Origin of the sequence: Azospirillum sp. TSH58 (genome assembly GCF_003119115.1) — a bacterium.
Taxonomy (GTDB): Bacteria; Pseudomonadota; Alphaproteobacteria; order Azospirillales; family Azospirillaceae; genus Azospirillum.
In genome coordinates this window covers 1,762,618-1,784,414 of sequence record NZ_CP022367.1, presented here as the reverse complement: position 1 = coordinate 1,784,414, position 21,797 = coordinate 1,762,618, and the positions used below count along the sequence as shown (strand labels likewise).

The 21,797-nt window shown below is 68.6% G+C and carries 23 protein-coding genes; 7 read left to right on the top strand and 16 right to left on the bottom strand.

Annotation, left to right across the window (positions count from 1 at the left end; all coding sequences use genetic code 11):
* Positions 1 to 6 precede the first annotated feature (6 nt).
* The 5 genes from TSH58p_RS29540 to TSH58p_RS29520 all read right to left on the bottom strand — a co-directional run bounded on the left by TSH58p_RS29540 (position 7) and on the right by TSH58p_RS29520 (position 5,084).
* The gene (locus TSH58p_RS29540; protein ID WP_109069363.1) at positions 7 to 933 is read right to left on the bottom strand and encodes an ABC transporter permease subunit; all 927 of its coding nucleotides are present in this window, start codon (positions 931 to 933) and stop codon (positions 7 to 9) included.
* 8 nt (positions 934 to 941) lie between these two features.
* Positions 942 to 1,952: an ABC transporter permease subunit gene (locus tag TSH58p_RS29535; protein ID WP_109069362.1), complete on the bottom strand. Its 1,011-nt coding sequence runs from the start codon at positions 1,950 to 1,952 to the stop codon at positions 942 to 944.
* A 131-nt stretch (positions 1,953 to 2,083) separates the two neighbouring features.
* Positions 2,084 to 3,685 (bottom strand): ABC transporter substrate-binding protein, encoded by a 1,602-nt coding sequence (locus TSH58p_RS29530; protein WP_109069361.1) that lies wholly within the window; start codon positions 3,683 to 3,685, stop codon positions 2,084 to 2,086.
* Positions 3,686 to 3,821: 136 nt separating this feature from the next.
* Positions 3,822 to 4,289 (bottom strand): GNAT family N-acetyltransferase, encoded by a 468-nt coding sequence (locus TSH58p_RS29525; protein WP_109069360.1) that lies wholly within the window; start codon positions 4,287 to 4,289, stop codon positions 3,822 to 3,824.
* A gap of 30 nt (positions 4,290 to 4,319) precedes the next feature.
* Positions 4,320 to 5,084 carry a class I SAM-dependent methyltransferase gene (locus TSH58p_RS29520; RefSeq protein WP_109069359.1) on the bottom strand — a complete coding sequence of 255 codons (765 nt, stop codon included), beginning with the start codon at positions 5,082 to 5,084 and terminating at the stop codon, positions 4,320 to 4,322.
* Between the two features lie 113 nt (positions 5,085 to 5,197).
* Between TSH58p_RS29520 and TSH58p_RS29515 the strand changes: the two genes are divergently transcribed.
* The gene (locus TSH58p_RS29515; RefSeq protein ID WP_109069358.1) at positions 5,198 to 5,995 is read left to right on the top strand and encodes a helix-turn-helix transcriptional regulator; all 798 of its coding nucleotides are present in this window, start codon (positions 5,198 to 5,200) and stop codon (positions 5,993 to 5,995) included.
* Between the two features lie 29 nt (positions 5,996 to 6,024).
* On the top strand, positions 6,025 to 6,981 hold the full coding sequence (locus TSH58p_RS29510) for a DMT family transporter (protein ID WP_109069357.1): 957 nt from the start codon (positions 6,025 to 6,027) through the stop codon (positions 6,979 to 6,981).
* On the opposite strand, the gene hutU is transcribed toward TSH58p_RS29510, so the two are convergent.
* Together hutU and hutI are read right to left on the bottom strand one after the other, a co-directional pair.
* Positions 6,959 to 8,659, bottom strand: a complete 1,701-nt coding sequence (gene hutU, locus TSH58p_RS29505) for a urocanate hydratase (protein WP_109069356.1) — start codon at positions 8,657 to 8,659, stop codon at positions 6,959 to 6,961. The genes TSH58p_RS29510 and hutU overlap by 23 nt on opposite strands.
* A 236-nt stretch (positions 8,660 to 8,895) precedes the next feature.
* Positions 8,896 to 10,110 carry an imidazolonepropionase gene (gene hutI, locus TSH58p_RS29500; RefSeq protein WP_109069558.1) on the bottom strand — a complete coding sequence of 405 codons (1,215 nt, stop codon included), beginning with the start codon at positions 10,108 to 10,110 and terminating at the stop codon, positions 8,896 to 8,898.
* 48 nt (positions 10,111 to 10,158) lie between these two features.
* On the opposite strand from hutI, the gene TSH58p_RS29495 reads away from it, so the two are divergent.
* Together TSH58p_RS29495 and TSH58p_RS29490 are read left to right on the top strand one after the other, a co-directional pair.
* Complete coding sequence (locus tag TSH58p_RS29495; protein ID WP_109069355.1) at positions 10,159 to 11,034, top strand: ChbG/HpnK family deacetylase; 876 nt, start codon at positions 10,159 to 10,161, stop codon at positions 11,032 to 11,034.
* Between the two features lie 208 nt (positions 11,035 to 11,242).
* Positions 11,243 to 12,013 (top strand): bifunctional 2-polyprenyl-6-hydroxyphenol methylase/3-demethylubiquinol 3-O-methyltransferase UbiG, encoded by a 771-nt coding sequence (locus tag TSH58p_RS29490; protein ID WP_247895552.1) that lies wholly within the window; start codon positions 11,243 to 11,245, stop codon positions 12,011 to 12,013.
* Here the strand turns inward: TSH58p_RS29490 and TSH58p_RS29485 are convergent.
* The 4 genes from TSH58p_RS29485 to TSH58p_RS29470 all read right to left on the bottom strand — a co-directional run bounded on the left by TSH58p_RS29485 (position 11,977) and on the right by TSH58p_RS29470 (position 15,293).
* Positions 11,977 to 12,390: a GtrA family protein gene (locus TSH58p_RS29485; protein WP_109069354.1), complete on the bottom strand. Its 414-nt coding sequence runs from the start codon at positions 12,388 to 12,390 to the stop codon at positions 11,977 to 11,979. The genes TSH58p_RS29490 and TSH58p_RS29485 overlap by 37 nt on opposite strands.
* The gene (locus TSH58p_RS29480; protein WP_109069353.1) at positions 12,387 to 14,024 is read right to left on the bottom strand and encodes an AMP-binding protein; all 1,638 of its coding nucleotides are present in this window, start codon (positions 14,022 to 14,024) and stop codon (positions 12,387 to 12,389) included. Before TSH58p_RS29480 ends, TSH58p_RS29485 begins: the two co-directional genes overlap by 4 nt.
* Positions 14,021 to 14,554 (bottom strand): MarR family winged helix-turn-helix transcriptional regulator, encoded by a 534-nt coding sequence (locus tag TSH58p_RS29475; RefSeq protein ID WP_109069352.1) that lies wholly within the window; start codon positions 14,552 to 14,554, stop codon positions 14,021 to 14,023. Before TSH58p_RS29475 ends, TSH58p_RS29480 begins: the two co-directional genes overlap by 4 nt.
* Positions 14,555 to 14,729: 175 nt before the next feature.
* Positions 14,730 to 15,293 (bottom strand): hypothetical protein, encoded by a 564-nt coding sequence (locus TSH58p_RS29470; protein ID WP_109069351.1) that lies wholly within the window; start codon positions 15,291 to 15,293, stop codon positions 14,730 to 14,732.
* A gap of 579 nt (positions 15,294 to 15,872) precedes the next feature.
* Between TSH58p_RS29470 and TSH58p_RS29465 the strand changes: the two genes are divergently transcribed.
* Positions 15,873 to 16,667, top strand: coding sequence for a response regulator (locus TSH58p_RS29465; protein WP_109069350.1), 795 nt, complete (start codon positions 15,873 to 15,875; stop codon positions 16,665 to 16,667).
* A 64-nt stretch (positions 16,668 to 16,731) separates the two neighbouring features.
* On the opposite strand, the gene purU is transcribed toward TSH58p_RS29465, so the two are convergent.
* On the bottom strand, positions 16,732 to 17,598 hold the full coding sequence (gene purU / locus TSH58p_RS29460) for a formyltetrahydrofolate deformylase (protein WP_109069349.1): 867 nt from the start codon (positions 17,596 to 17,598) through the stop codon (positions 16,732 to 16,734).
* A gap of 169 nt (positions 17,599 to 17,767) precedes the next feature.
* On the opposite strand from purU, the gene TSH58p_RS29455 reads away from it, so the two are divergent.
* The gene (locus TSH58p_RS29455) at positions 17,768 to 18,154 is read left to right on the top strand and encodes a hypothetical protein (protein WP_109069348.1); all 387 of its coding nucleotides are present in this window, start codon (positions 17,768 to 17,770) and stop codon (positions 18,152 to 18,154) included.
* 42 nt (positions 18,155 to 18,196) lie between these two features.
* Here the strand turns inward: TSH58p_RS29455 and TSH58p_RS29450 are convergent, their stop codons facing one another.
* From TSH58p_RS29450 to TSH58p_RS33405, 4 genes are all read right to left on the bottom strand, one after another.
* Entirely contained in the window at positions 18,197 to 18,718 is a 522-nt protein-coding gene (locus tag TSH58p_RS29450) for a hypothetical protein (RefSeq protein ID WP_109069347.1), read from the bottom strand.
* Positions 18,715 to 19,326 carry a hypothetical protein gene (locus TSH58p_RS29445; RefSeq protein WP_109069346.1) on the bottom strand — a complete coding sequence of 204 codons (612 nt, stop codon included), beginning with the start codon at positions 19,324 to 19,326 and terminating at the stop codon, positions 18,715 to 18,717. The genes TSH58p_RS29450 and TSH58p_RS29445 overlap by 4 nt, the downstream gene beginning before the upstream one ends.
* Complete coding sequence (locus TSH58p_RS34345; protein ID WP_247873952.1) at positions 19,313 to 20,056, bottom strand: MotA/TolQ/ExbB proton channel family protein; 744 nt, start codon at positions 20,054 to 20,056, stop codon at positions 19,313 to 19,315. The genes TSH58p_RS29445 and TSH58p_RS34345 overlap by 14 nt, the downstream gene beginning before the upstream one ends.
* 430 nt (positions 20,057 to 20,486) lie before the next feature.
* A complete protein-coding gene (locus TSH58p_RS33405) occupies positions 20,487 to 20,639 on the bottom strand; it encodes a hypothetical protein (protein WP_158282581.1) in 153 nt (50 codons plus the stop codon).
* 307 nt (positions 20,640 to 20,946) lie between these two features.
* Here TSH58p_RS33405 and TSH58p_RS29435 point away from each other — a divergent pair, with 307 nt between their 5' ends.
* Positions 20,947 to 21,744 carry an N-acetylmuramoyl-L-alanine amidase gene (locus tag TSH58p_RS29435; RefSeq protein ID WP_109069345.1) on the top strand — a complete coding sequence of 266 codons (798 nt, stop codon included), beginning with the start codon at positions 20,947 to 20,949 and terminating at the stop codon, positions 21,742 to 21,744.
* Positions 21,745 to 21,797 lie beyond the last annotated feature (53 nt).

Here is a 21,797-nt window from a genome sequence, read left to right as displayed (position 1 = left end):
AAGGGTTCAGCGTTTCAGCTTGGGGTCGAGCGCGTCGCGCAGCCCGTCGCCCAGCAGGTTGAAGGCCAGCACCGTCACCAGGATGGCCACGCCGGGCCAGGTGACGACCCAAGGGGCGCGCTGGAGGAACTGGAGGGAGGAGGCCAGCATGGTGCCCCACTCCGGCGTCGGCGGCTGCGCGCCCAGGCCGAGGAAGCCCAGCGCCGCGGCGTCCAGGATCGCCGTGGAGAAGCCGAGCGTCGCCTGGACGATCAGCGGCGCCACGCAGTTCGGCAGGATCACCACCAGCATCAGCCGCAGCGGCCCGGCCCCCGCAACGCGGGAGGCGATCACGTAATCCTTGTTCGTCTCCGCCATCACGGCGGCGCGGGTCAGGCGGGCGTAGTGCGGGATGACCACGATGGACACCGCCAGCATGGCGTTGACCAGGCCCGGCCCGAGGATCGCCGCCACCACCACGGCCAGCAGAAGGCTGGGCAGCGACAGCAGGATGTCCATGAGGCGCATGACCAGCGCGTCGGTGACGCCGCCGAAGAAGCCGGCGATCATGCCCAGCGCCAGCCCGACCGCCAGCGACAGCGTGACGACGATCAGGCCGATCATCATCGACAGCCGCGCCCCGAAGATCAGGCGGGACAGCATGTCGCGCCCGATGTCGTCGGTGCCCAGGAGGAAGGCCCAGCGCCCGCCCTCCTGCCAGACCGGCGGCACCAGGATGGCGTCGCGGTACTGGATGTTGGGATCGTGCGGCGCCACCAGCTCGGCGAACAGCGCCACCACGGCGATCAGCAGGATCACGGCGAGGCCGGCCATGGCCCCCTTGTTCTGCCGGAAATGGTACCAGAACTCGACCAGCGGGTGCGGCGGCTGGGAAACCGGCGGAGAAGCGGCCGGAAGGGTCTCCGGAACGCCCGTCGTCGTAGGAGTCGTCATGGCTCACCTCACCGCGAATGGCGGATGCGGGGGTTCAGGACGCCGTACAGAACGTCCACCAGCAGGTTCACGGTCATCACCGTCGTCGCGATCAGCAGCACCCCACCCTGGAGCGCCGGATAGTCGCGGCGGTTGATGCTCTCGATCAGCCACTTGCCCACGCCGGGCCAGGAGAAGATGGTTTCGGTCAGGATCGCGCCGCCCAGCAGCGTGCCCACCTGGAGGCCGATCACGGTGACCACGGGGATCAGCGCGTTGCGCAGGGCGTGCAGGCCGATCACCCGCTTGCCCGCCAGCCCCTTGGCCTTCGCGGTGCGGATGTAGTCCTCGCCCAGCACCTCCAGCATGGCGGAGCGCGTCATGCGCGCCACGACGGCCAGCGGAACGGTGCCGAGAACGATCATCGGCAGGATGAGATGGTGCAGCGCCGACCAGAAGGCCCCGTACTCGCCGTCCATCAGCGTGTCGATCAGCATGAAGCCGGTCACCGGCTCCACGTAATAGAGCAGGTCGAGCCGCCCGGACACCGGGGTCCAGCCCAGCCCCACCGAGAAGAACAGGATCAGCAGCAGGCCCCACCAGAAGATCGGCATGGAATAGCCGGTCAGGCTGATGCCCATCACGCCATGGTCGAAGATCGAGCCGCGCCGGACCGCCGCGATGATTCCCGCGGGCAGGCCGACCACCGTGGCGAACAGCATGGCCAGCGCCGCCAGTTCCAGCGTCGCCGGGAACAGCGTCACGAATTCGCTGAACACCGAATTGCGCGTCACCAGCGACACGCCGAGGTCGCCCTGGAGGACGCCGCCGATGTAGTCGAGGAACTGGTGCCACAGGGGCCGGTCCAGCCCCAGCTCGTGCCGCAGTTCGAGAAGCCGTTCGGGGGGGATCCCGCGCTCGCCCACGCGCACCTCGATGGGGTCGCCGGGGACAAGGCGGATCAGAAGGAAGGTCAGGAAGGTGACGCCGAGAAAGGTCGGAATCACCAGGCTCACCCGCGTCAGGATGAAGCGTAGCATCGGATCGTCACCGGGGGCTCGAAACGAAAGCAAGGGGGCCGCGGCCCCCTTTTTACCTCTGCGTCCGCAAAGGGAAGCCGGGGGTTTAATGCCCCGGCGACCGCTTTGTAAAGCCGTTTGCTACACTGAGTTTATTGTTTCAAATCGACGCCGTAGAAGCGATGGATGCCGAACGGGTCCATCTTGTAATCGACCACATTCTTGCTCACCGCCATGTGCACGACCGAGTGGGCGACGGTCAGCCACGGGGCCTCTTCCTTGAAGATGACCTGCGCCTGCTCGTACAGCTTGGTGCGGGCGGCGATGTCGGTGGTGCGCTTGGCCTGCACGACGAGGTCGTCGAACTCCTTGTAGCACCACTTGGCGATGTTCGACCCGCCCGCGCGCGCGGCCTCGCAGCCGAGCAGGACGTGCAGGAAATTGTCGGGGTCGCCGTTGTCGCCCGTCCAGCCCAGCATGCCCATCTGGTGCTCGCCGGCCTGGAGGCGCTTGCGGTACTCACCCCACTCGTACTGCACGACCTTCGCCTTGATGCCGACCTTGGCGAGGTCCGCCTGCATCATCTCGGCCATGCGCTTGGCGTTGGGGTTGTAGGGGCGCTGCACCGGCATGGCCCACAGGTCGGTCTCGAAACCGTCCGGGAAGCCGGCCTCGGCCAGCAGCTTCTTCGCGCGCTCCGGATCGTACGGGTAGTCCTCGATCTCCTTGTTGTACGACCACATGGTCGGCGGGATCGGGTTCTTCGCCGGGACGCCGGCGCCCTGGTACACCGCATCGACCACGGCCTTCTTGTCGATGGCCATGTTCAGCGCGCGGCGGACGCGCACGTCGTCGAAGGGCTTCTTGGTGACGTTGAAGGCCAGATAGCCGACGTTCAGGCCTTCCTGCTCCATCAGATTGATGGCGGTGTCCTTCTTCATCGCCTCCAGATCGGCCGGGTTGGGGTACGGCACGATGTGGCACTCGCCGGCCTTCAGCTTGGCGTAGCGGACGGCGGCGTCGGGCGTGATGGCGAAGACGAGGTTGTCGAGCGGCGCCTTGCCGCCCCAGTACGGCTCGAACGCCTTGTAGCGGATGACCGCGTCCTTCTGGTAGGCGACGAACTGGAACGGGCCGGTGCCGATCGGGGCCTGATCGATCTTGTCGATCTGGTTCTTCTTCTGCAGGGCGTCGGCGTATTCGGCGGACTGGATGGCCGCGAAGGGCATCGCAAGGTTGGCGATGAAGGGCGCCTCGACCTTGTTCAGCGTGAACTTGACCGTGTAGTCGTCGACCTTCTCGATCGACTTCAGCAGGTCGGGCATCGCCATGTCGTTGAAGTAGTCATAGGCGCCGCCGGACACCTTGTGGAAGGGGTGGTCCTTCTTCCACTGACGATTGAACGACCACAGCACATCGTCCGCGTTGGCGTCGCGGGTCGGCTTGAAATCGTTGTTGCTGTGCCACTTCGCGCCCTTGCGCAGGTGGAACGTGTAGGTCAGCCCGTCCTCCGACACCTCCCACTTCTCGGCGAGGCCGGGGACAACCTTGGTGCCGCCGCGCTCGAACTGCACGAGGTTGTTGTACACGGGCAGCGAGACGTCGAAGCTCGTTCCGGTCGTGTTGACCATCGGGTTGAAGTTTTCGGGGCTGCCCTCGGAGCAATAGACGAGGGTCTTGGCGGCCTGGGCCGGCGCAGCAAGCGCCAAGGTGGCGGCAACGCCGAGCCCGGCACCCAGCAGGATGCGCTTCATTCCTAACAACCTCCCGTGTTCGGTCGAATGGCCGCCCATTCTCTTCGGCGGCCGGTGATGCGGGTTCATTTGGCGCGTGGCCGAATCGTCTGTCAACACGCAACCAAGCCGCATCACGCAAGCTCCACGGCAGGCGTCAGGCCAAGCGGAACTTCAGGCGCGGCCCGATCTCCGTGAAGCCCTCGCGCTTGTAGAACCGCAGGGAATCCGGCCATTCCGCGGCGGACGGCGCGCCCACCTCGACCCGCGACCAGCGATGGCGACGGGCATGGTCCAGAACGGCCCGGATCAGCACCCGCCCCACCCCGGCGGAGCGCGACTCCGGTTTCACGTACAATTCCCGGATCGTCCCGAAGCGGCCCAGGGTGGAGATGCAGGCCCCCTCCGACAGGGTCGCGATGCCGAGCGGACGGCCCGCCGCATCCTCCGCCAGGAAGACCGTGTAGGACTCGCTGCCGCTCAGCAGGGATTCGGCGGCGGCCAGCATGACCGCCCGCGGCGTGTCGCTCTGCCCGGCGGTGAGTTCGGAGAGCAGCGCCGCCACGAAGCCGGTGACCGCGCCCGCATCGGACAGACCGGCCTTTCGTACACGAACATCCCCCATCGCCGCCACTCCCCTGACCTTTTCTTGTGGTCAGCAAGCCTCCGCTTCGATGGTCAGGCTGTCCAGGAGAAAGCTGCCGTCCTCCAGGATGTCGAAGTGGCGGCGCACCTCGTCGGAGGCGAGATCCTGCAGGGCGCGGATGGCCTGGGCGCGCAGGTCCGGGGTGGAGGTGCGGGCGGTCCAGACGGCGAATTCCATGCGCAGGCGGCGCGGCGTCAGGCCGGTCACCGCGAATCCGGCACGCGACAGGGCGGCCATCCATTCCGCGGCGCTGTAGTTGCGGACGTGCGAGGTGTCGCGCAGCAGTTCGACGGCCTGGAGATGGGTGTCCAGCAGCGGATGCCCCGGCGACACGATGTCCACGAAGACCGCCCGGCCGCCGGGGGCCAGCACGCGCCGCGCCTCGCGCAGGCCCGCCTCGGCGTTCAGCCAGTGATGGGCGCTGAAGCGGCTCAGCACAACGTCGAAATGCCCGTCCGGGAAGGGCAGACGCTCGGCCGGGGCCTGGGTCGTGGCGATGTTGGTCAGCCCGCGCTCCGACGCGTTGCGGGCCACCACCTCCAGCATTTGGGCGGTGACGTCCACCGCCACCACCTCGGCGGCGTGGGGCGCGGCGCGGTAGGCGACGTGGCCGCCGCCGCAGCCGAGATCCAGCACGCGGGCGGCGTTCCTGCCGCGCAGCGCGTCCTCGATCTGGTCCAGGTCGGCGCCGGAGGCGTGGACGGCACTGGTCACATAGGCGTCGGCGCGCTGGCCGTACTGCGCGGCGACGACGCCGTGGTGGCTGTTGGCCATGGTGGCAATTCCCGTTCGTGTTTGTTGGGGCGGACTCGTCTCGATGCCCCAGCATCGGACTTCCGGCAAACTGGTACAAGGCAAGCGGTTATCCTGGTATAAGCGCTGCCACCATGAGTTCCGACGACGATGCGCGGCACCGGCTGGGTGCCTTCCTGCGCGCCCACCGCGAGCGGCTGACCCCGGCCGAGGCCGGCATCCCGCAGACCGGCTCCGCCCGCCGCCGCACGCCCGGCCTACGGCGGGAGGAGGCCGCGCAGCTCTGTGGTCTCAGCCCGACCTGGTACACTTGGCTGGAACAGGGGCGCGAGGTCTCCGTCTCCCCGCAGGCACTGGGACGCATCGCCGGGGCGCTGCGGCTGACCGCGGCGGAGCGCGCCTATCTGTTCGAACTGTCGCGCAAGCGCGATCCCGACGCCGACGCGACGGACGGCCCGCACCAGCCCCCGGCCCCGCTGCTGGCGGCGCTGGAAGCGGTGGCGGCGCCGGCCTATCTGCTCGACCGCGTCTGGACCGCCGTCGGCTGGAACGCTCCCGCGGCCGGTCTCTTCTCCGGTTGGCTGGGCGGATCGGAGCGGAACCTGCTGCGCTACGTCTTCCTCGACCCCACCGCGCGGAGCTTCATCGCCGACTGGGAGGACCGCGCCCGCCGGCTGCTCGCCGAGTTCCGCGCCGACACCGCCCGCCGCGCCGGGGACGCGGAGGTGACCGCCCTGGTCGACGGCCTGCGCGCGGCCTCGCCCCGCTTCGCCCGGCTGTGGGAGGACCATGGCGTGCTGGAGCGGGAGGGCGGCACCCGCGGCTTCACCCATCCCCAGGACGGGACGCTGGTCTACGAACAAGTGACGTTGTGCCCCGCCGGACGATCCGACTACAAGCTGGTGATGCTGCTGGGGCCGCAGGCTCCGTAAGACGCCCACCGACACGCTCCGGACGCCCCATGGACCGCCAGCCGCGCAACGCCGTCTTCACAGCCTACAGCCTGTATCTGCTCTCCTCGGCCTTCTTCGCCTCCAACGTGGTGATCGGGCGGGCCGCGGCCGCCATCGTGCCGCCGGTCGGGCTGGCCTTCTGGCGCTGGGTGCTGGCCTTCCTGATGATCCTGCCGCTGGCCCTGCCCGGCCTGATTGAGCACCGCCACGCCCTGCGTGCGTCCTGGAAGCGCTTCCTTCTGCTGGGGGCGCTGGCCCAGGGCATTTGCGGCGCCGTCGTATACATGGGGCTGGAGCACACCAGCGCGACCAACGCGGCGCTGATCTACGCGACCAGCCCGGTCTTCATCCTGATGATCGCCGCCCTGTGGCTGCGCGAGAAGGTGACGCCGCGGCAGGCCGCGGGAATCGCCGTCGCCATGGCCGGCGTGCTGGTGATCCTGACCCGCGGCGACGCGCAGGCGCTGCTGGGTCTGTCCTTCAACGCCGGCGACCTGCTGATCCTGGTGGGGTCGGCGGCCTGGGCGGTCTACACGGTGCTGCTGCGCCAGACCCGCAGCTCGCTGCCGGTGGTGACGATGTTCGCGGCGAACGCCCTGGCCGGCGTTGTCGTCCTCGCCCCCTTCTACGCGTTCGAGACGCTGGCCCTGCGCCCCGTCCCGCTGAGCCTGGACGCCGCCGTCCGCATCGCCGGGGTGGCGCTGTTCGCCTCCGTCCTGGCCTTCCTGACCTACCAGAAGACGATCAACCTCATGGGGCCGGCGCGGGCCGGCACCTCGCTCTACGTCATGCCGCTGTGGGCGGCGGTGGCGGCCTGGGCGCTGCTGGGGGAACAGTTGCAGATGTTCCACCTGCTCGGCGTCCTGCTGGTGCTGCCGGGGGTGGCGCTGGCGACCCTGCCGCCGCGCGCCGCCCCCGCCAAGCCCGCCCCCGCCAAGCCCGTCAGCCGATCATCGGAAGCGTGAGACCCTGCTCCTTCGCGCAGTCCTTCGCGATGTCGTAGCCGGCGTCGGCGTGGCGCATCACACCGGTGCCCGGATCGTTGGTCAGCACCCGCTCCAGCCGCTTGGCCGCGGCGTCCGTCCCGTCGGCGACGATGACCATGCCGGAATGCTGGCTGAAGCCCATGCCGACTCCGCCGCCATGGTGCAGCGACACCCAGGTCGCCCCCGAGGCGCAGTTCAGCAGCGCGTTCAGCAACGGCCAGTCGGACACCGCGTCCGAGCCGTCGATCATCCCCTCCGTCTCGCGGTTCGGGCTGGCGACGGAACCGCTGTCCAGATGGTCGCGCCCGATGACGATGGGGGCCTTCAACTCGCCCTTCGCCACCATCTCGTTGAAGGCGAGGCCGAGCCGCGCCCGGTCGCCCAGCCCCACCCAGCAGATGCGTGCCGGCAGGCCCTGGAAGCGGATGCGCTCGCGCGCCATGTCCAGCCAGTTGTGCAGGTGCGGGTTGTTGGGGATCAGCTCCTTCACCTTGGCGTCGGTGCGGTGGATGTCCTCCGGATCGCCGGACAGGGCGGCCCAGCGGAACGGGCCGATGCCGCGGCAGAACAGCGGCCGGATGTAGGCCGGGACGAAGCCGGGGAAGGCGAAGGCGTCGGCCACCCCCTCGTCCTTGGCGACCTGCCGGATGTTGTTGCCGTAGTCCAGCGTCGGCACGCCCATGGCGTGGAAGTCCAGCATGGCGCGGACATGGGTCGCCATCGACGCCTTGGCCGCCGCGACCACCGCCGCCGGGTCGGTGCGGCGCTTCGTCTCGGCCTCCTCCATCGTCCAGCCGGCGGGCAGATAGCCGTTCAGCGGGTCATGGGCGCTGGTCTGGTCGGTCACCGCGTCGGGGCGGAAGCGCGGGTCGGTCTTGGCGCGGCGCACCAGTTCCGGGAACACCTCCGCCGCGTTGCCGAGCAGGCCGACCGATACCGCCTTGCCGGCGGCCTGGGCCTCCCAGAGGATCGCCATGGCCTCGTCGAGGTTGGTGGCCGAGCGGTCGAGATACTTGGTTTCCAGCCGCCGTTCGATGCTGCGGGCGGAGCATTCCACGGCCAGCATCGACGCCCCGGCCATGGTCGCGGCCAGAGGCTGCGCGCCGCCCATGCCGCCAAGCCCGCCGGTCAGAATCCAGCGGCCCTTCAGGTCGCCGCCGTAATGCCGCCGCCCGACCTCGATGAAGGTCTCGTAGGTGCCCTGCACGATGCCCTGGCTGCCGATGTAGATCCACGACCCGGCGGTCATCTGGCCGTACATCATCAGGCCCTTGGCATCCAGCTCCCGGAAATGGTCCCAGGTCGCCCAGTGCGGCACGAGGTTGGAGTTGGCGATCAGCACGCGCGGCGCGTCGGCGTGGGTGCGGAAGACGCCGACCGGCTTGCCCGACTGGACCAGCAGCGTCTCGTCCTCGTTCAGGGTCTTCAGCGACGCCACGATGGCGTCGAAGCAGTCCCAGTTCCGCGCCGCCCGCCCGATGCCGCCATAGACCACCAGCTCGTCCGGATTCTCCGCCACGTCGGGGTCGAGGTTGTTCATCAGCATGCGCAGCGGCGCCTCGGTCAGCCAGGACTTGGCGGACAGCTCCGTGCCGTGCGGCGCCCGGATGACGCGGCGGTTGGCCGGCTGCGCGGCCGGCGGCTTGGTGTCGGACATGTGACTCGTCCCTCTCGAATTCTGCTTGATGCGTTTGTTGTTTTCAGACGGGAACCGTGCCGTCACATCTGATTTCCCCTCTCCCCTCTGGGGAGAGGGTTAGGGTGAAGGGGATGCGCTCTTGCCGGACGTACCGCCATGCACATCCCCCTCACCGGCCCTCCGAGCCCCCCTCTTCCCAGAGGGGAGAGGGCTATAGGCCGGTGCAGTTCCGTCCGCGTTGACCCGATGATAGCCTAGGCCTGGAGCGATTTCACCAGCCGCCCGCCCCGCACCACCGCGGCGCAGGGATTGGCGCCCAGCCAATAGCACAGCTCCGCCGGGTCGCCGACGTCCCACACCGCGAGATCGGCGGCCTTGCCGGGCTCCAGCGTACCGTGGGTGGCGGCCATGCCCAGGGCCTGTGCGGCGTTGCGGGTGACACCGGCCAGCGCCTCCTGCGGGGTTAGGCGGAACAGGGTGCAGGCCATGTTCAGCATCAGCAGAAGCGACACGGCGGGCGAGGTGCCGGGGTTGCAGTCGGTGGACACCGCCATCGGGACGCCGTGGCGCCGGAACAGCTCGATGGGCGGCAGCTTGGTCTCGCGCAGCATGTAGAAGGCGCCGGGCAGCAGCACCGCCACCGTCCCCGCCGCGGCCATCGCCCGCGCGCCGTCCTCGCCCGTGTGCTCCACATGGTCGGCGGACAGCGCCGCGTAGCGGGCGGCCAGCGCGGCCCCGCCGCCGTCGGAGAGCTGGTCGGCGTGCAGCTTCACCGGCAGGCCGAGCCGCCGCGCGGTGTCGAACACGCGGGCCGTCTGCTCCGGCGAGAAGGCGATCCGCTCGCAGAAGGCGTCCACCGCGTCCAGCAGCCCCTCCGCCGCCAGGGCGGGCAGGATCTCGTCGCAGACCAGCGCGATGTAGTCGTCCGCCCGTCCGGCGAACTCCGGCGGCAGGGCGTGGGCGGCCAGCCCGGTCGTCCGCACCGTGACGGGGAAGCGCTCGCCCAGAGCCCGCGCCGCCCGCAGCATCCGCCGCTCCGTGGCGAGGTCGAGGCCGTAGCCGGACTTCACCTCGACCACCGTCACGCCCTCGGCCAGCAACGGTCGCAGGCGCACGGCGGCGCTGGCGATCAGGCTGTCCTCGTCGGCGGCGCGGGTCGCGGCGACGGTGGAGGCGATGCCGCCTCCGGCCCGCGCGATCTCCTCGTAGGTCGCCCCCTCCAGCCGCATCTCGAACTCGCGGGCGCGGTTGCCGCCGAAGACCAGATGGGTGTGGCAGTCGATCAGCCCCGGCGTGACCCAGCGCCCGCCCAGGTCATGCTCCTCGGCGGCGCGGCCGGCGGGCCGGTCCGTGGCGGCGCCGATCCAGGCGATCCGGCCGTCCTTCACGGCGATCGCCGCGTCCCGAACCGGTCCTGCTGGCCCCATGGTCGCCGCATGACCGTTGAACCACAGGCTGTCCCACTCCATCATCCCCTCCCCGGCTTAGCGCCGCTGTCCACCCCACCTTACATCGCCATGCCCGACACCGACACCACCCCAGTCCCGCGTTCCATGCATCCGGTCCTGCTCTGCGCCGATGACTACGGCCTGTCGCCGGGCGTCAACGAGGCCATCCGCGACCTGATCGCCGCCGGGCGCCTGACCGCCACCTCGGCCATGACGCTGTGCCCCTATTGGGCGGAGGGAGCGGCGGCGCTGAAGGAACTGTCCGACAAGGCCGACGTCGGGCTGCATTTCACCCTGACCGACCAGCCGCCGCTGGGTTCCCTGCCCAGACTGGCGCCGGACGGTAAGCTGCCGCCGCTGGGGCGGCTGATGAAGCTGGCCTACACGGGCGGCCTCGACCCCCGGGAAATCCGGGCGGAGCTGGCCCGTCAGCTCGATGCCTTCGCCGCGGCCTGGGGCGGGCCGCCCGCCTACATCGACGGTCACCAGCACGTCCACCAGCTTCCCACCGTGCGCGACGCGGTCGCCGACGCCCTGACCGCCCTGCCCGGCGCCTATGTCCGCCTGTGCGGGGAGCCGGTGGCCGCGATTCTGCGGCGGGGCGTGGCGGTGCCGAAGACCTTGCTGATCGGCGGGCTGGGCGGCGGGCTGGCCCGGCTGGTGCGGGCGCGCGGCATTCCCGCCAACGACCGCTTCGCCGGGGTCTACGACTTCTCCGGACGCCAGCCCTTCCCGGAGCTTATGGCGCGGTTCCTCGACCGTCCCGCCGGGCGGCTGCTGGTGATGGTCCATCCCGGCATCCCGGACGAGGCCCTGCGCCGCGCCGACCCGCTGGTGGACCAGCGCAAGGTCGAGCACGACTATCTGAAAAGCCCGGCCTTCGCCGCCCTGCTCGCCGAGCGGAACATCCGGCTCGCCCGCTTCGCCGCGTTCCCGGCGGCCTGAGACGGCCTTCCGCTTCGCCGCACCCTCCGGCGGCATAGTCCCGCCGGTCATTCTTGACCGTTGCGATTGTTCGCACCTACGATCGTTACGACACGGTCGGACCGAGGGGGCTCTTCCTGGCGAAGAGACGAACAACACAATCCCCTCGGCAGGAAACGACCCATGAAAAGGGATGCGGGACATGCAAAACAACGGGCATAACAATGGGGTGTCGTCCGGACCACCGGGCGGCCAGGGTTCCAGCGGCTGGGTCGACTTCTGGAACCGGCCCAACGCCATCTACGCGAATCAACGCAATCTGGAAGCGCATTTCGCCTGCCTGCAGAACGACCTCGACGCCCATCTTCCGGAGGGGGGGACCGTCCTGGATTTCGGCTGCGGTGACGCGCTGGCGGCGGAAGCCATGGCGAAGCGCTGCCGGAACGTCTGGCTGTACGACGCCGCCCCCGCGGTGCGGCAACGCCTGCGCGAGCGGCTGTCCGGCCATCCGGGAATCCGGGTTCTCGACGATGACGACCTCGCCGCCCTGACGTCGGGAAGCGTCGATCTGGTGCTGGCCGTCTCCGTGCTGCAATACATCCCGCGCGAGGAGCTGGAGGGGGTCCTTCACCGGTGGCGCCATCTGATCGGGGCGCGGGGGCGCATCCTGATCGCCGACGTGGTGGAACCCGACACGCCGATGCTGCGCGACATCGCCAGCCAGCTCAGCATGGCGCGCCGGCACGGCTTCCTGATGGCGGCGCTGATGGGGTTGGGGCGCATGGCCCTGTCCGATTACCGGCGCATCCGGCGCGAGGCCGGCTTTTCCACCTACACGCCGGCGGAGTTGCAGGACCGGCTGTCCGCCGCCGGCCTGAAGGGCGACCGTCTGGCGAAGAACATCGGCCCGACGCCGCACCGCCATTCCTTCGTCGCCCGCCCTCATGGCGCGACGACCGGCGCTCAGGCGGCGGGCGATCCGGCCTTGAAGGTCCAGTAGCGGTTCGCGCCGAAGCTCCACAGCATCACCAGCGCCGTGGCGGTGAGCTGGGCCGGCAGGTAATGCAGGCCCAGCCGCTGGGCCAAAACCCACATGATGGCGCTGTTCAGGCACAGCCCCACCGCCGCGACGGCCACGAACTTCGTGGCGGTGGGCAGGTGCTCCTGCTCGCTGCGGAAGACATGGCCGTAGTTCAGCAGGTAGCTGATGACGCCGCCGACGAGGAATCCCGCCGCCGAGGCCAGGACCGGCGGGGCCGCCGCCAGCTCCGACAGGGCGATCAGCACGCCGTAATGGCCGACCGCCGCCGCGCAGCCGACCACCACGAACAGCAGGAACTGCACCAGCGGTGCGTGGGCCGCCCGCTCCCCGGTCAATCCTCGTTCTCGACCCATTCCCTCTGCCGCAGTTTGTAGCGCTGGATCTTGCCCGTTTCCGTCCGGGGCAACTGTTCCAGGAACTCCACCGCGCGGGGGTACTTGTAGGGGGCGATCCGGTCCTTGACGTAGCATTGCAGCCGTTCCGCCAGATCGTCGCTGGGCCGCACGCCGTCGCGGGTGACGATGAAGGCCTTGGGGATGGAGCCGCGCAGCGGATCGGGCGCCGCGATGACCGCGCATTCCTCCACCGCCTCGTGGCCGAGCAGGACGTCCTCCACCTCCAGGCCGGAAATCTTGTAGCCGGCGGAGACGATCAGGTCGTCGGTCCGCGCGTGATACCAGAAATAGCCGTCCTCATCCATGCGGAAGGCGTCGCCGGTCAGGTTCCAGCCGCCCTGCACATAGTTCTCCTGGCGCGGGTCGTCGAGATAGATGCAGCCGGTCGGGCCGCGCACGGCCAGCCGCCCGATCTGGCCGGGGGGCAGCGGGGTCAGGCTGTCGTCGACCACGCGGGCCTCGTATCCCGGAACCACCGTCCCGGTGGCGCCGGGCCGCACGGCGCCGGGCGGCGAATGCAGAACGGCGTTGAGCATCTCCGTGGTGCCGAAGCTGTCGAGGATCTCCATCCCCGTCACCGCCTGCCAGCCCTCCAGCGTGGTGGCGGGCAGCGGCTCCCCCGCCGAGACGCAGGTGCGCAGCGTGCGCAGCCCCTCGGCCAGGGCCGGGTCTTCCTCGATCCGCGCGGTCATGGCGCGGTAGACGGTCGGCACGGTGAACATCACCGTCGCCTTGTGCCTTGCGGTCACCTCCAGCAGCCGTTCCGGCGTGGCCCGGTCCAGCAGCACGACCGACGCCCCCACCCGCAGCGGGAAGAGCAGCATCCCCCCCTGCCCATAGGCGAAGGCGAGCGACGGCGTCCCGCAGAACACATCGTCGCCGCCCGTCTTCAGCAGCGATTGCGGCGACAGGTCGGCCACGGCCAGGAGGTCCCGGTGGAAATGCGCGGTCGCCTTGGGCTTGCCGGTGGTGCCGGAGGTGAAGGCGATCAGCGCCACATCGTCGGCGGCGGTGTCCACCGCGGTGAAGCCGGCGTCGGTCTCCTCCAGCCGCCCTTCGAGGTCGCCGCCGTTGAAGGTGACAACGGGCATCCCTCCGCCCATCGTGTCCGCCGCGGCGTTCAGATCCTTGGAAAAACGCGCGTCGCACAGCGCCAGCGAGACGGCGGCGCGCTCGATGATGCTTTCCAGCTCCGTCGCGCGCAGCAGCGGCATGGTCGGCACCACCACCGCGCCGGCCTTCAGCACCGCCAGCCAGCAGGCGGCCAGCATCGGCGTGTTGGTCCCGCGCACCAGCACGCGGTTGCCCGGAACAATGCCGAAGCGCTCGGCGAGCAGCCGCGCGATGCGGTCCACCGTGTCGCGGAAGCGGCCATAGCTCCACACGTCGCCGTTCCCGATGACGCAGGGACGCTCGTCCCAGCCGCGCTCGCGCCAGACATCCAGCAGGGCTGCGGCGGCGTTCAGACGCTCGGGATAGGCGAGTTCGGGGCGGTCGTAGGAAAATTCGGGCATCTGCTCCGGCGGCGGCAGCCGGTCGCGCGTGAAACTGTCGATATGACCGGACCGAATCATCCCCTGACGCCTCCGCCGCGCACCGTTTTCTTGAGCTTTCCCAACAAACCCATCAGTTGGACCACGTCACCGTGGGGCATTCCCCCCGTCAGTTCGGCCAGCCAGCGGCGTTGCGCCGCCGCGATGGCCTGCGCCAAGGCGCTGCCTTCGGGAGTGATCCGGACGAACTGCATGCGCCGGTCGTTCGACGCCGCGGCGCGCGTGACCAGCCCGTCCGTGGACAGCCGTTCTACAATGCCGGTGACGTTCCCGTTGGTGACCATCATGCGTTTCGACAGTTCGCCCATGGTCAGCCCTTCCGGCTGTCGCTCGAGCAGGCTCAGCAGGTCGAAACGCGGCTGGGTGGTGCTGAACTCGTCGCGCAGACGGCTGCGCAGCCGGGCGCCGATCAGAACGGCGCACGCCGAAAGACGCAACCAGAGGCGCATCTCCGGGGAGGCGGCAAGGTCAGCCGCAGCCTCCACATCGACCGACACGTCCCCCTGCGCCTCGGCCGATGTCTCGGCCGCTGCGGTGGCGGGTCCCTTCACGGTCTGTCTCCACTCCCGGTGGGAGGCATCCGCCGCAGCGCCGCCTCTTCTTTGTTCGAAGGCTTACTGTAGTTGGACGCTCGGCCTTTGAGCCATGCAAGGAAGGAATGCTTGGTGCACAAGCAATAATCATCTGCGCAGGGATCGGGCGTTTTCATCCCGAGCGCGGCGCCGATTATTCGTCGCTCAGATACAGGTCGATTTCCGCCTGCTCCATGACGTGGGCGGTGCCGTGGATGATGCCGTTGGCGACCTGGATGATCCGGTGGATCATCGCGACCGAGGTCTGGCAGTCCATCCGCAGCTTGTCGGTCGCCCCATCCTTGATGTCGACCGAGACGCGCTCCAGCGTGTGGCGGACCACCTGATGCGCCTGGGCGATGGTGTCCTCGAACGGCCGCTTGAACTTGGCCGGGACGTGGCCGTACGCCTCGATGGCGAGATCCTTGTCCGAGAAGCCGCTGTCGCGGAAATGCTCCGGATAGCTCTTGGGCTGCCAGATCAGGCATTCCTCCAGCATGTCCGGCATGTCCGGAATCATCTCGATCAGCATCACGATTTCGTTGAAGTGATTGAGATAATCGGTGGCGAGCAGGGTCTTGTCGGAAATGTTGGTGCCGACCACGCGCTGCCGCCAGGCGTGGAAATCCGCCAGTTCGTCCGGCGCGACACCGTCGGTCACCGACGGATCGGATTCGGGCGGACCAGGGTCTGCCGGGTCGAAATCTGGTTCGGTCATTCGCGACTCTGGCATGCGCGGCCCTGGCATACGCGGTTCGACAGGCACGGGTCTGGCGAGGCGATGCCGGAAGGCCTCCAGGCCGTTCCGCCACCGGTGCGCGACGCCGGGGACAGTCAGTAATATCGCACTCATCCCGGCGCAAGCCCACCGGCGCGCTTTTTTTTGACGCCGTGCAAAAAAACGCCGCCGGCGCGTCCCCGCTGGGACAGGCGCTGCGGCGGCAGTGACTGGCGGTTCAGGGAGGAATCACACCATTGGCACTCCCAACAACCGCCCCCGGCCGATTGTTCCGCCGCCCTCGCATCTGCAGCGCACCGAACGTCGGCGCACAGTCCCGAGGGGTGCCGCGCCCAAGCGAACGGGGTAGGACGCCTCCCGTCCGGCGAAGGGACTTAATCCGATCAAGCTATCCCGAATAACCCTTTCGTCGTCACTCCCGATACGGCGCGAACTGCGCCATATGAACTTAACTTTGTAAGCGTTCGGACGGGAACATTCGGGAAAGTCCGGGAAACGCGGCAGGCAAGCCAGCGCCACTCGGCGGTCCGCACTGGCTGGAGGTACGGGGAAAACGTCATGGATCAGAACACCCGCCACCTGATGGAACATCTGCCTTATCTGCGACGCTATGCGCGGGCCTTGACCGGCACGTCGACGCAGGGGGATGCCCTGGTGACGCGCACGCTGGAATGGTGCCTGGACGGGCCGGGCGGGTCGGCGGCGGCGGACCTGTCGCGCGGCTCGCTCTACCGGTACCTGAACCAGCTGCAGGACAGCTCGGGCGCCCGGGCCGGCGCGCCCGGCGCCCATCCGGTCGAAGCCGCGCTGCACAGCCTGGACGAGATGGACCGCCGGCTGTATCTGCTGGTCAACCTGGAGGATCTGCCGGTCGCCGACGCCGCCACGGTGCTGGGCATCGCCCCGGAAGACGCCGTGGAGCGCTTGAACTTCGCGCGCGAGCGGGTGCGGTCGAAGCTGACGGCGACGATCCTGATCGTCGAGGACGACGCCATCATCGCCTTCGATCTGGCGGAGACGGTGCGCGGCATGGGCCACACCGTCTGCGGCAACGCCGCCACCATGGACGAGGCGCTGACCTTGGCCTCCCGCCACTCCCCGACGCTGGCGCTGATGGACATCCGTCTGGCCGAGGGCGACAACGGGATCGAGGTGGCGCGGGAACTCCGCCGCAAGCGCTTCCTGCCGGTGATCTTCGTCACCGCCTTCCCCAACGAGCTGGCCAAGCAGGGGCTGGAGCATCTGGGCCCGGTGATCCCCAAGCCCTTCACCCGCGAGCAGATCGAACAGGCGATCACCCGCGCCGTCTTCACCCCCCACCCCGAGGAAGCCTCGCTCGCCATGAAGCACTGAGGTTCCCGGAGGGGTGCGGAGGTCAGACGGCGTTGCCTGAGAACCGCCTTGCCTGAAGACCGCCCTACTTGAAGACGACGGTGCGCCCGCCGTTCAGCAGGACGCGGTGTTCGACGTGGTAGCGGACCGCCCGAGCGAGCACGATGTTCTCGATGTCGCGCCCGATGGCCACCAGGTCGTCGGGCGTCATCGTGTGGTCGACGCGCTCCGCCTCCTGCTCGATGATCGGCCCCTCGTCGAGGTTCGAGGTGACGTAATGGGCCGTGGCGCCGATCAGCTTCACGCCGCGGGCGTGCGCCTGATGGTACGGCTTGGCGCCCTTGAAGCTGGGCAGGAAGGAATGGTGGATGTTGATCACCCGCCCGGCCATCCGCTCGCACAGGGCCGGGGACAGCACCTGCATGTAGCGGGCGAGCACGACCAGATCGACCTTCTCCTGCTCCGCGATCTCCAGCAGCCGGGCCTCCTGCTGGGCCTTGCTGTCGTTGGACACCGGCAGGTAATGGAAGGGAATGTTGTGCCACGCCGCGAGCTGGTAGAAATCACGGTGGTTGGACACGATGGCCGGGATTTCGATCGGCAGATAGCCGGTGCGGTAGCGGTACAGCAGGTCGTTCAGGCAATGCCCGAACTTCGAGACCATGATCAGCACCCGCTGGCGCCGCCCGGCGTCGTGCAGCTTCCAGGTCATGCCGAAGCGCTCGGCCACCTGCTCGGCGAAGGCCGCCTGAAGCTCCGCCTGCGACGGCCCCGACGGCTCGGCGGAGAAGTGGATGCGCAGGAAGAACAGATTGGTCCCGCGGTCGCCGAACTGCGCGCTGTCGATGATGTTGCACGACCGCTCCGCCAGGAAGCCCGACACGGCATAGACGATGCCCACCGCATCGGGGCACGAGACGGTGAGGATGTATTCAGAAGCGGTACCGGACATGCGCGCCTACCGTTGCGACCTGGAATCGAGGGCGGATTCCCTAGCACGATCGTCCGCGGGATGCATCGTGCAATGTGGGAATACCGGAACGCCCTTCCGGCAGCATTTGGTAAGGATTCCCATGCGACAATGCACCGTCTCGGCATCGGGACGACCGCGGAGGCGAGCCATGGGCATGGGCGGCAAGATCATCGGCGAATACGCCAAGGGCAAGGTTGACAAGCTGCTGACGCCGGAAGCGGCGGAAAGCACGTCGCGGCACCGGATCATCCACTTCCTGGAGAACATGGAGGCGGCGGTCCTGGAGGCGAACTGCGAGGTGATGGGGCGCGAGCTTCCCAACCTCGACCAGACCTCCTTCCTGCGCATGGCCGTCCGGGTGGCGGAGCTGCGGGCGGACTATCTGCGCGCCGGGCTGAAGGTGGCGGATCACCGGCACCCCAACGCCGCCGCCATCGAGGAGCTGGCCCGCGTCCGCCGCGCCTACGAGGAGATGCAGGCGGTCTTCGAGGCGGCGGAACGGGTGATCGAGCGGGGGTACGTGAAGCTGGGGTAAGCGCGCCTCACCCAGCGTCACGGCCCGGTCGAATTCGCGGCGTCAGGCGTCCATGCCGGGGTGGCGGTAGACCATCGGTCCCGGCCCGCCCTCCTCGCCGTTCTTCTCCGGGAGCTGGGGCTGCGGCAGGGCGTAGAATTTAGGCTTGTCGGGGTCCAGCGTCTTCTCGAAGGGCAGCGTCATCGCCATGCCGGACCGGTTCCTCTCCGCCTCGCGCATCGCCTGCTGCAGCTGTTCGGCCAGCTTCTGGTCCCAGGCCAGCTTGTAGTAACGCGGCTCGGCCCCGCCCTCCAGCTGGAGCCACAGGTAGATCCCCTGCCCCTCCTTGATCTGGGCGCCCAGGATGGTGGCCTGGGCGGTGGCGCTCTGCGCCCACTCCATGCGGACCGGCTTCGGCTTGCTCAGCAGGTCGGCCATGCCGGCGTAGGCCACGGGCATGAAGCCGATGGAGACGGCGACCGCCGACACCTTCACCCACAGCCGGCGCGGCGCCCAGATGGCGATGGTGGCGAGCGCGGCGGCCAGGGCGACCGCGGCGACCTGGAAGTCGAGCAGTTGGGTCATGATTTCCTCCCGCTGCGCAGGGGCTTGTAGAGGCTGTGCACGCTGTCGCCGACCAGTTCGCCGGACTCCGTCAGCTTGAAGCGGAAGACGGTCAGTTCCTGTCCCTCCCGGTCCAGCTGGACGGTGGTGGCGAGGAGCTGGCGGGCGTTGTCGCCGTCCGGCCGCTTGGCGCTGACCACCACGGTGACCGGGACCGGAAAGACCGCCGCCTTGTTGCGGTAGAGGTGCAGGTTCACCGCGTATTCGCCGGGCGGAATGCCGCGGCTGTAGCTGGCCTCGTAGTTCAGCTTCGTCGGGTCGGCGTTGCGGCCGAGATCGTCGCGCAGCAGGTTGAAGATCACGCCGGACTTGTTGGAGTAGCCGACCGGCACGTCGCCCGGCGCCTCCACCCACAGGTCCACGTCGGCGTCCAGCTCGTCGGGCCAGCGGGCCTCGACCATCACGTTGCCGGGGGCTGCGACGCCCGCCGTGTCGGCCTGCTTGGCCTCCGGACGGATGTGGGGAAGCAGCAGGATGACCACCGCCACGAAGCCGCAGAGCGCCAGCGTGATGACGTCGCGGAAGACGGTGCCGGCATCGTCCTCCTCGAACTGGTCAAGGGCCTGCATGGCGTTCCCCCACGGCGACGATCTCGGTGATCAGGTTCACCGTGGCGCCCGACAGCAGGCCGATGTTGATGTTCAGCCAGATGTTCAGGACGCCGCCGACCAGCGTGGTGTAGAGCGCGACCGCCATGCCCTCGATCAGCTTCGACACCATCGGGCCGATGGCGGCGACGTCGCCGGCCTTCTCCGGGTCGACGCCCGACAGGGCCATGATGAAGCCGATGACCGTGCCGATCAGACCGAGGATGACCAGGGTCGAGGAGATCTGCCGCACCGTGCCGATGCGCGCCGACAGCTTGAACTTCAGGGACGACGCGGCGATCGACCGCGCCCCGGAATCCCGCCCGCGGACCTCCGCCAGATAGCGCGCGGCGCGCGATGGGATTGAGGGGTCGAACTCCTTGGCGCGGTTCAATTCGCGGCTGGTGCGCAGGATGCGCTGCGCCGAGAGGCCCAGCCCGGCCAGGAAGACCAGGAAGATCAGCAGGCACAGATGCGTGCTGTCGGTGGCGATGATTGGGTCGACCAGCCCTTCCGCCCAGGCGGCGGCGAGAAGGGCGAAGCCCGCGGCGTTGACCACCGCGAAGCGCAGAAGCAGCAGGTAGCGTTGCGAGACCAGCGATAGTCCGGCGGTCAGTTGGCCGCCGCGGCGGCGGCGCACGGTGGGCACGAGGGAATGAACGGGGACGTTCTGGGCGTCATCGGCCATGGCGTCCGAAACAGCGTCCGACATCGGGCAGCCCTCCATCCAGGGAGCAGGGAGCGTTCGGACTGGCACTCCGCAACCGGCGTGCCAGCGGTTCATCGTCGGTCTCGCCCTATCCCGCAGCCCGTTGCCCCGGCCCGTTCATGTGCTTGGCCGGATGGGATAAATCGCCCCTGTGACAAACAGGCTACCCCGGAAGTCTGCCCGCCGTCCCCGGTGCCTCCATTGCTTTGGATCAACCCCTTCCACGATTTCCGGCGGTGGAGTGATTAATTTCCAGTCAAAGCCCAGGAGGCCACCCCTCCATTGCTCATTAAATGAGCAATTTTATGCTGCATTGCAGCATTGAAATGGTGCACCGCTATAGACGCCGGAGAAATTCATGCGAATACAGAAAACCCCTTTCCCGCCATTGCGGGAAAGGGGTTGATGGACGGAATCGTTCGTATTCGTGCGATCAGACATCGCGGTAATGTTCCAGTTCGCGCCGCAGGTCGGTCACTTCGCGCTGCAGCGCAACCACCCGGCCGACGTCGGGAGCGGTGCGGCGCTCTTCCTTTTCGAGTTCGTCTTCGACCTCGCGCTGCTCCTGCCGGATGATGTTGAACAAGGCTTTCCTCAACATCGCCACCTCCCGAGCTTATTTCTAAAATTTTAGCGCTTTCGGCCATCATCATCAAGGAATTCTTGGGAAGAGTCGAATCTTCATAGGGTGGCGACGCCCTCCATGACGGCTTGGCCGCGACAATTGGCGGAGCTAACCCGGCCGGCCTTGACAACCCTTTTGCGCGTCCCCATTGGTTAACGCTCACACCTTGGGCTCAACCTCAGGCCTGTTCAGGCCGGACGCCGCCTTTCCGATCGCGCTCAGGACTTTTGGTTTCGGCGGCCCCAACTCCTTGCGGAATCAGGGGCGAATGGAACGCAGACGTCTTCTCCAGCTGGCGCTGACCGTCCCCCTCGCCGGGGCCGGCGCCTTGCTGTTCCCGCACGCCGCGGGCGCCCAGGCCAAGCCCCGCCCGGCGGCGCGGCCGCGCATGGTGGTGCTCGATCCCGGCCACGGCGGCATCGACCCCGGCGCCATCGGTGCCCGCGGCACCCAGGAAAAAGAGATCACCCTGCACATCGCGCAGGAGGTCGGGCGCCTCCTGTCGCGTCAGCACCGGCTGGGGGTGACGCTGACCCGCGACGGCGACCGCTTCCTGGCTCTGAGCGAGCGGGTGGACGCCGCGCGTGCGGCGCGGGCCGACCTGTTCGTGTCGATCCACGCCGACAGCGCGCCCAACCGCGAGGCGCGTGGCCTGTCCGCCTACACCCTGTCCGAGAAAAGCTCCGACTCCTTCGCCGCGGCGCTGGCGCACAAGGAGAACGCCGTGGACCGGCTGGGCGGCGTCGACGTGAAGGACGCCAAGAAGGCCGTGAAGGAGATCCTGCTCGACCTGACGGCGCGCCACACCAAGCACGCGGCTCTGGTGGCCCGGCACGCGATCGTGAAGGGGGCGGGGAAGGACATGCTGCTGCTGGACAACCCGATGCGCTCGGCCAATTTCGCGGTGCTCAAGGCGCCGGACGTTCCGTCCGTTCTGCTGGAGACGGGCTTCCTGTCGAATCCGAAGGACGAGGCGATCCTGCGCGACCCCAAGGCGCGACAGAAGATCGCCCGCGTTCTCGCGCGCGAAATCGCCGGGCTGGTGACGCGCGCGCCCTTCGCCTAGCCCGGATTCCTTCGCGCTCGCAGCGAGTGAAACATTCGTGCATCACCCCGGGA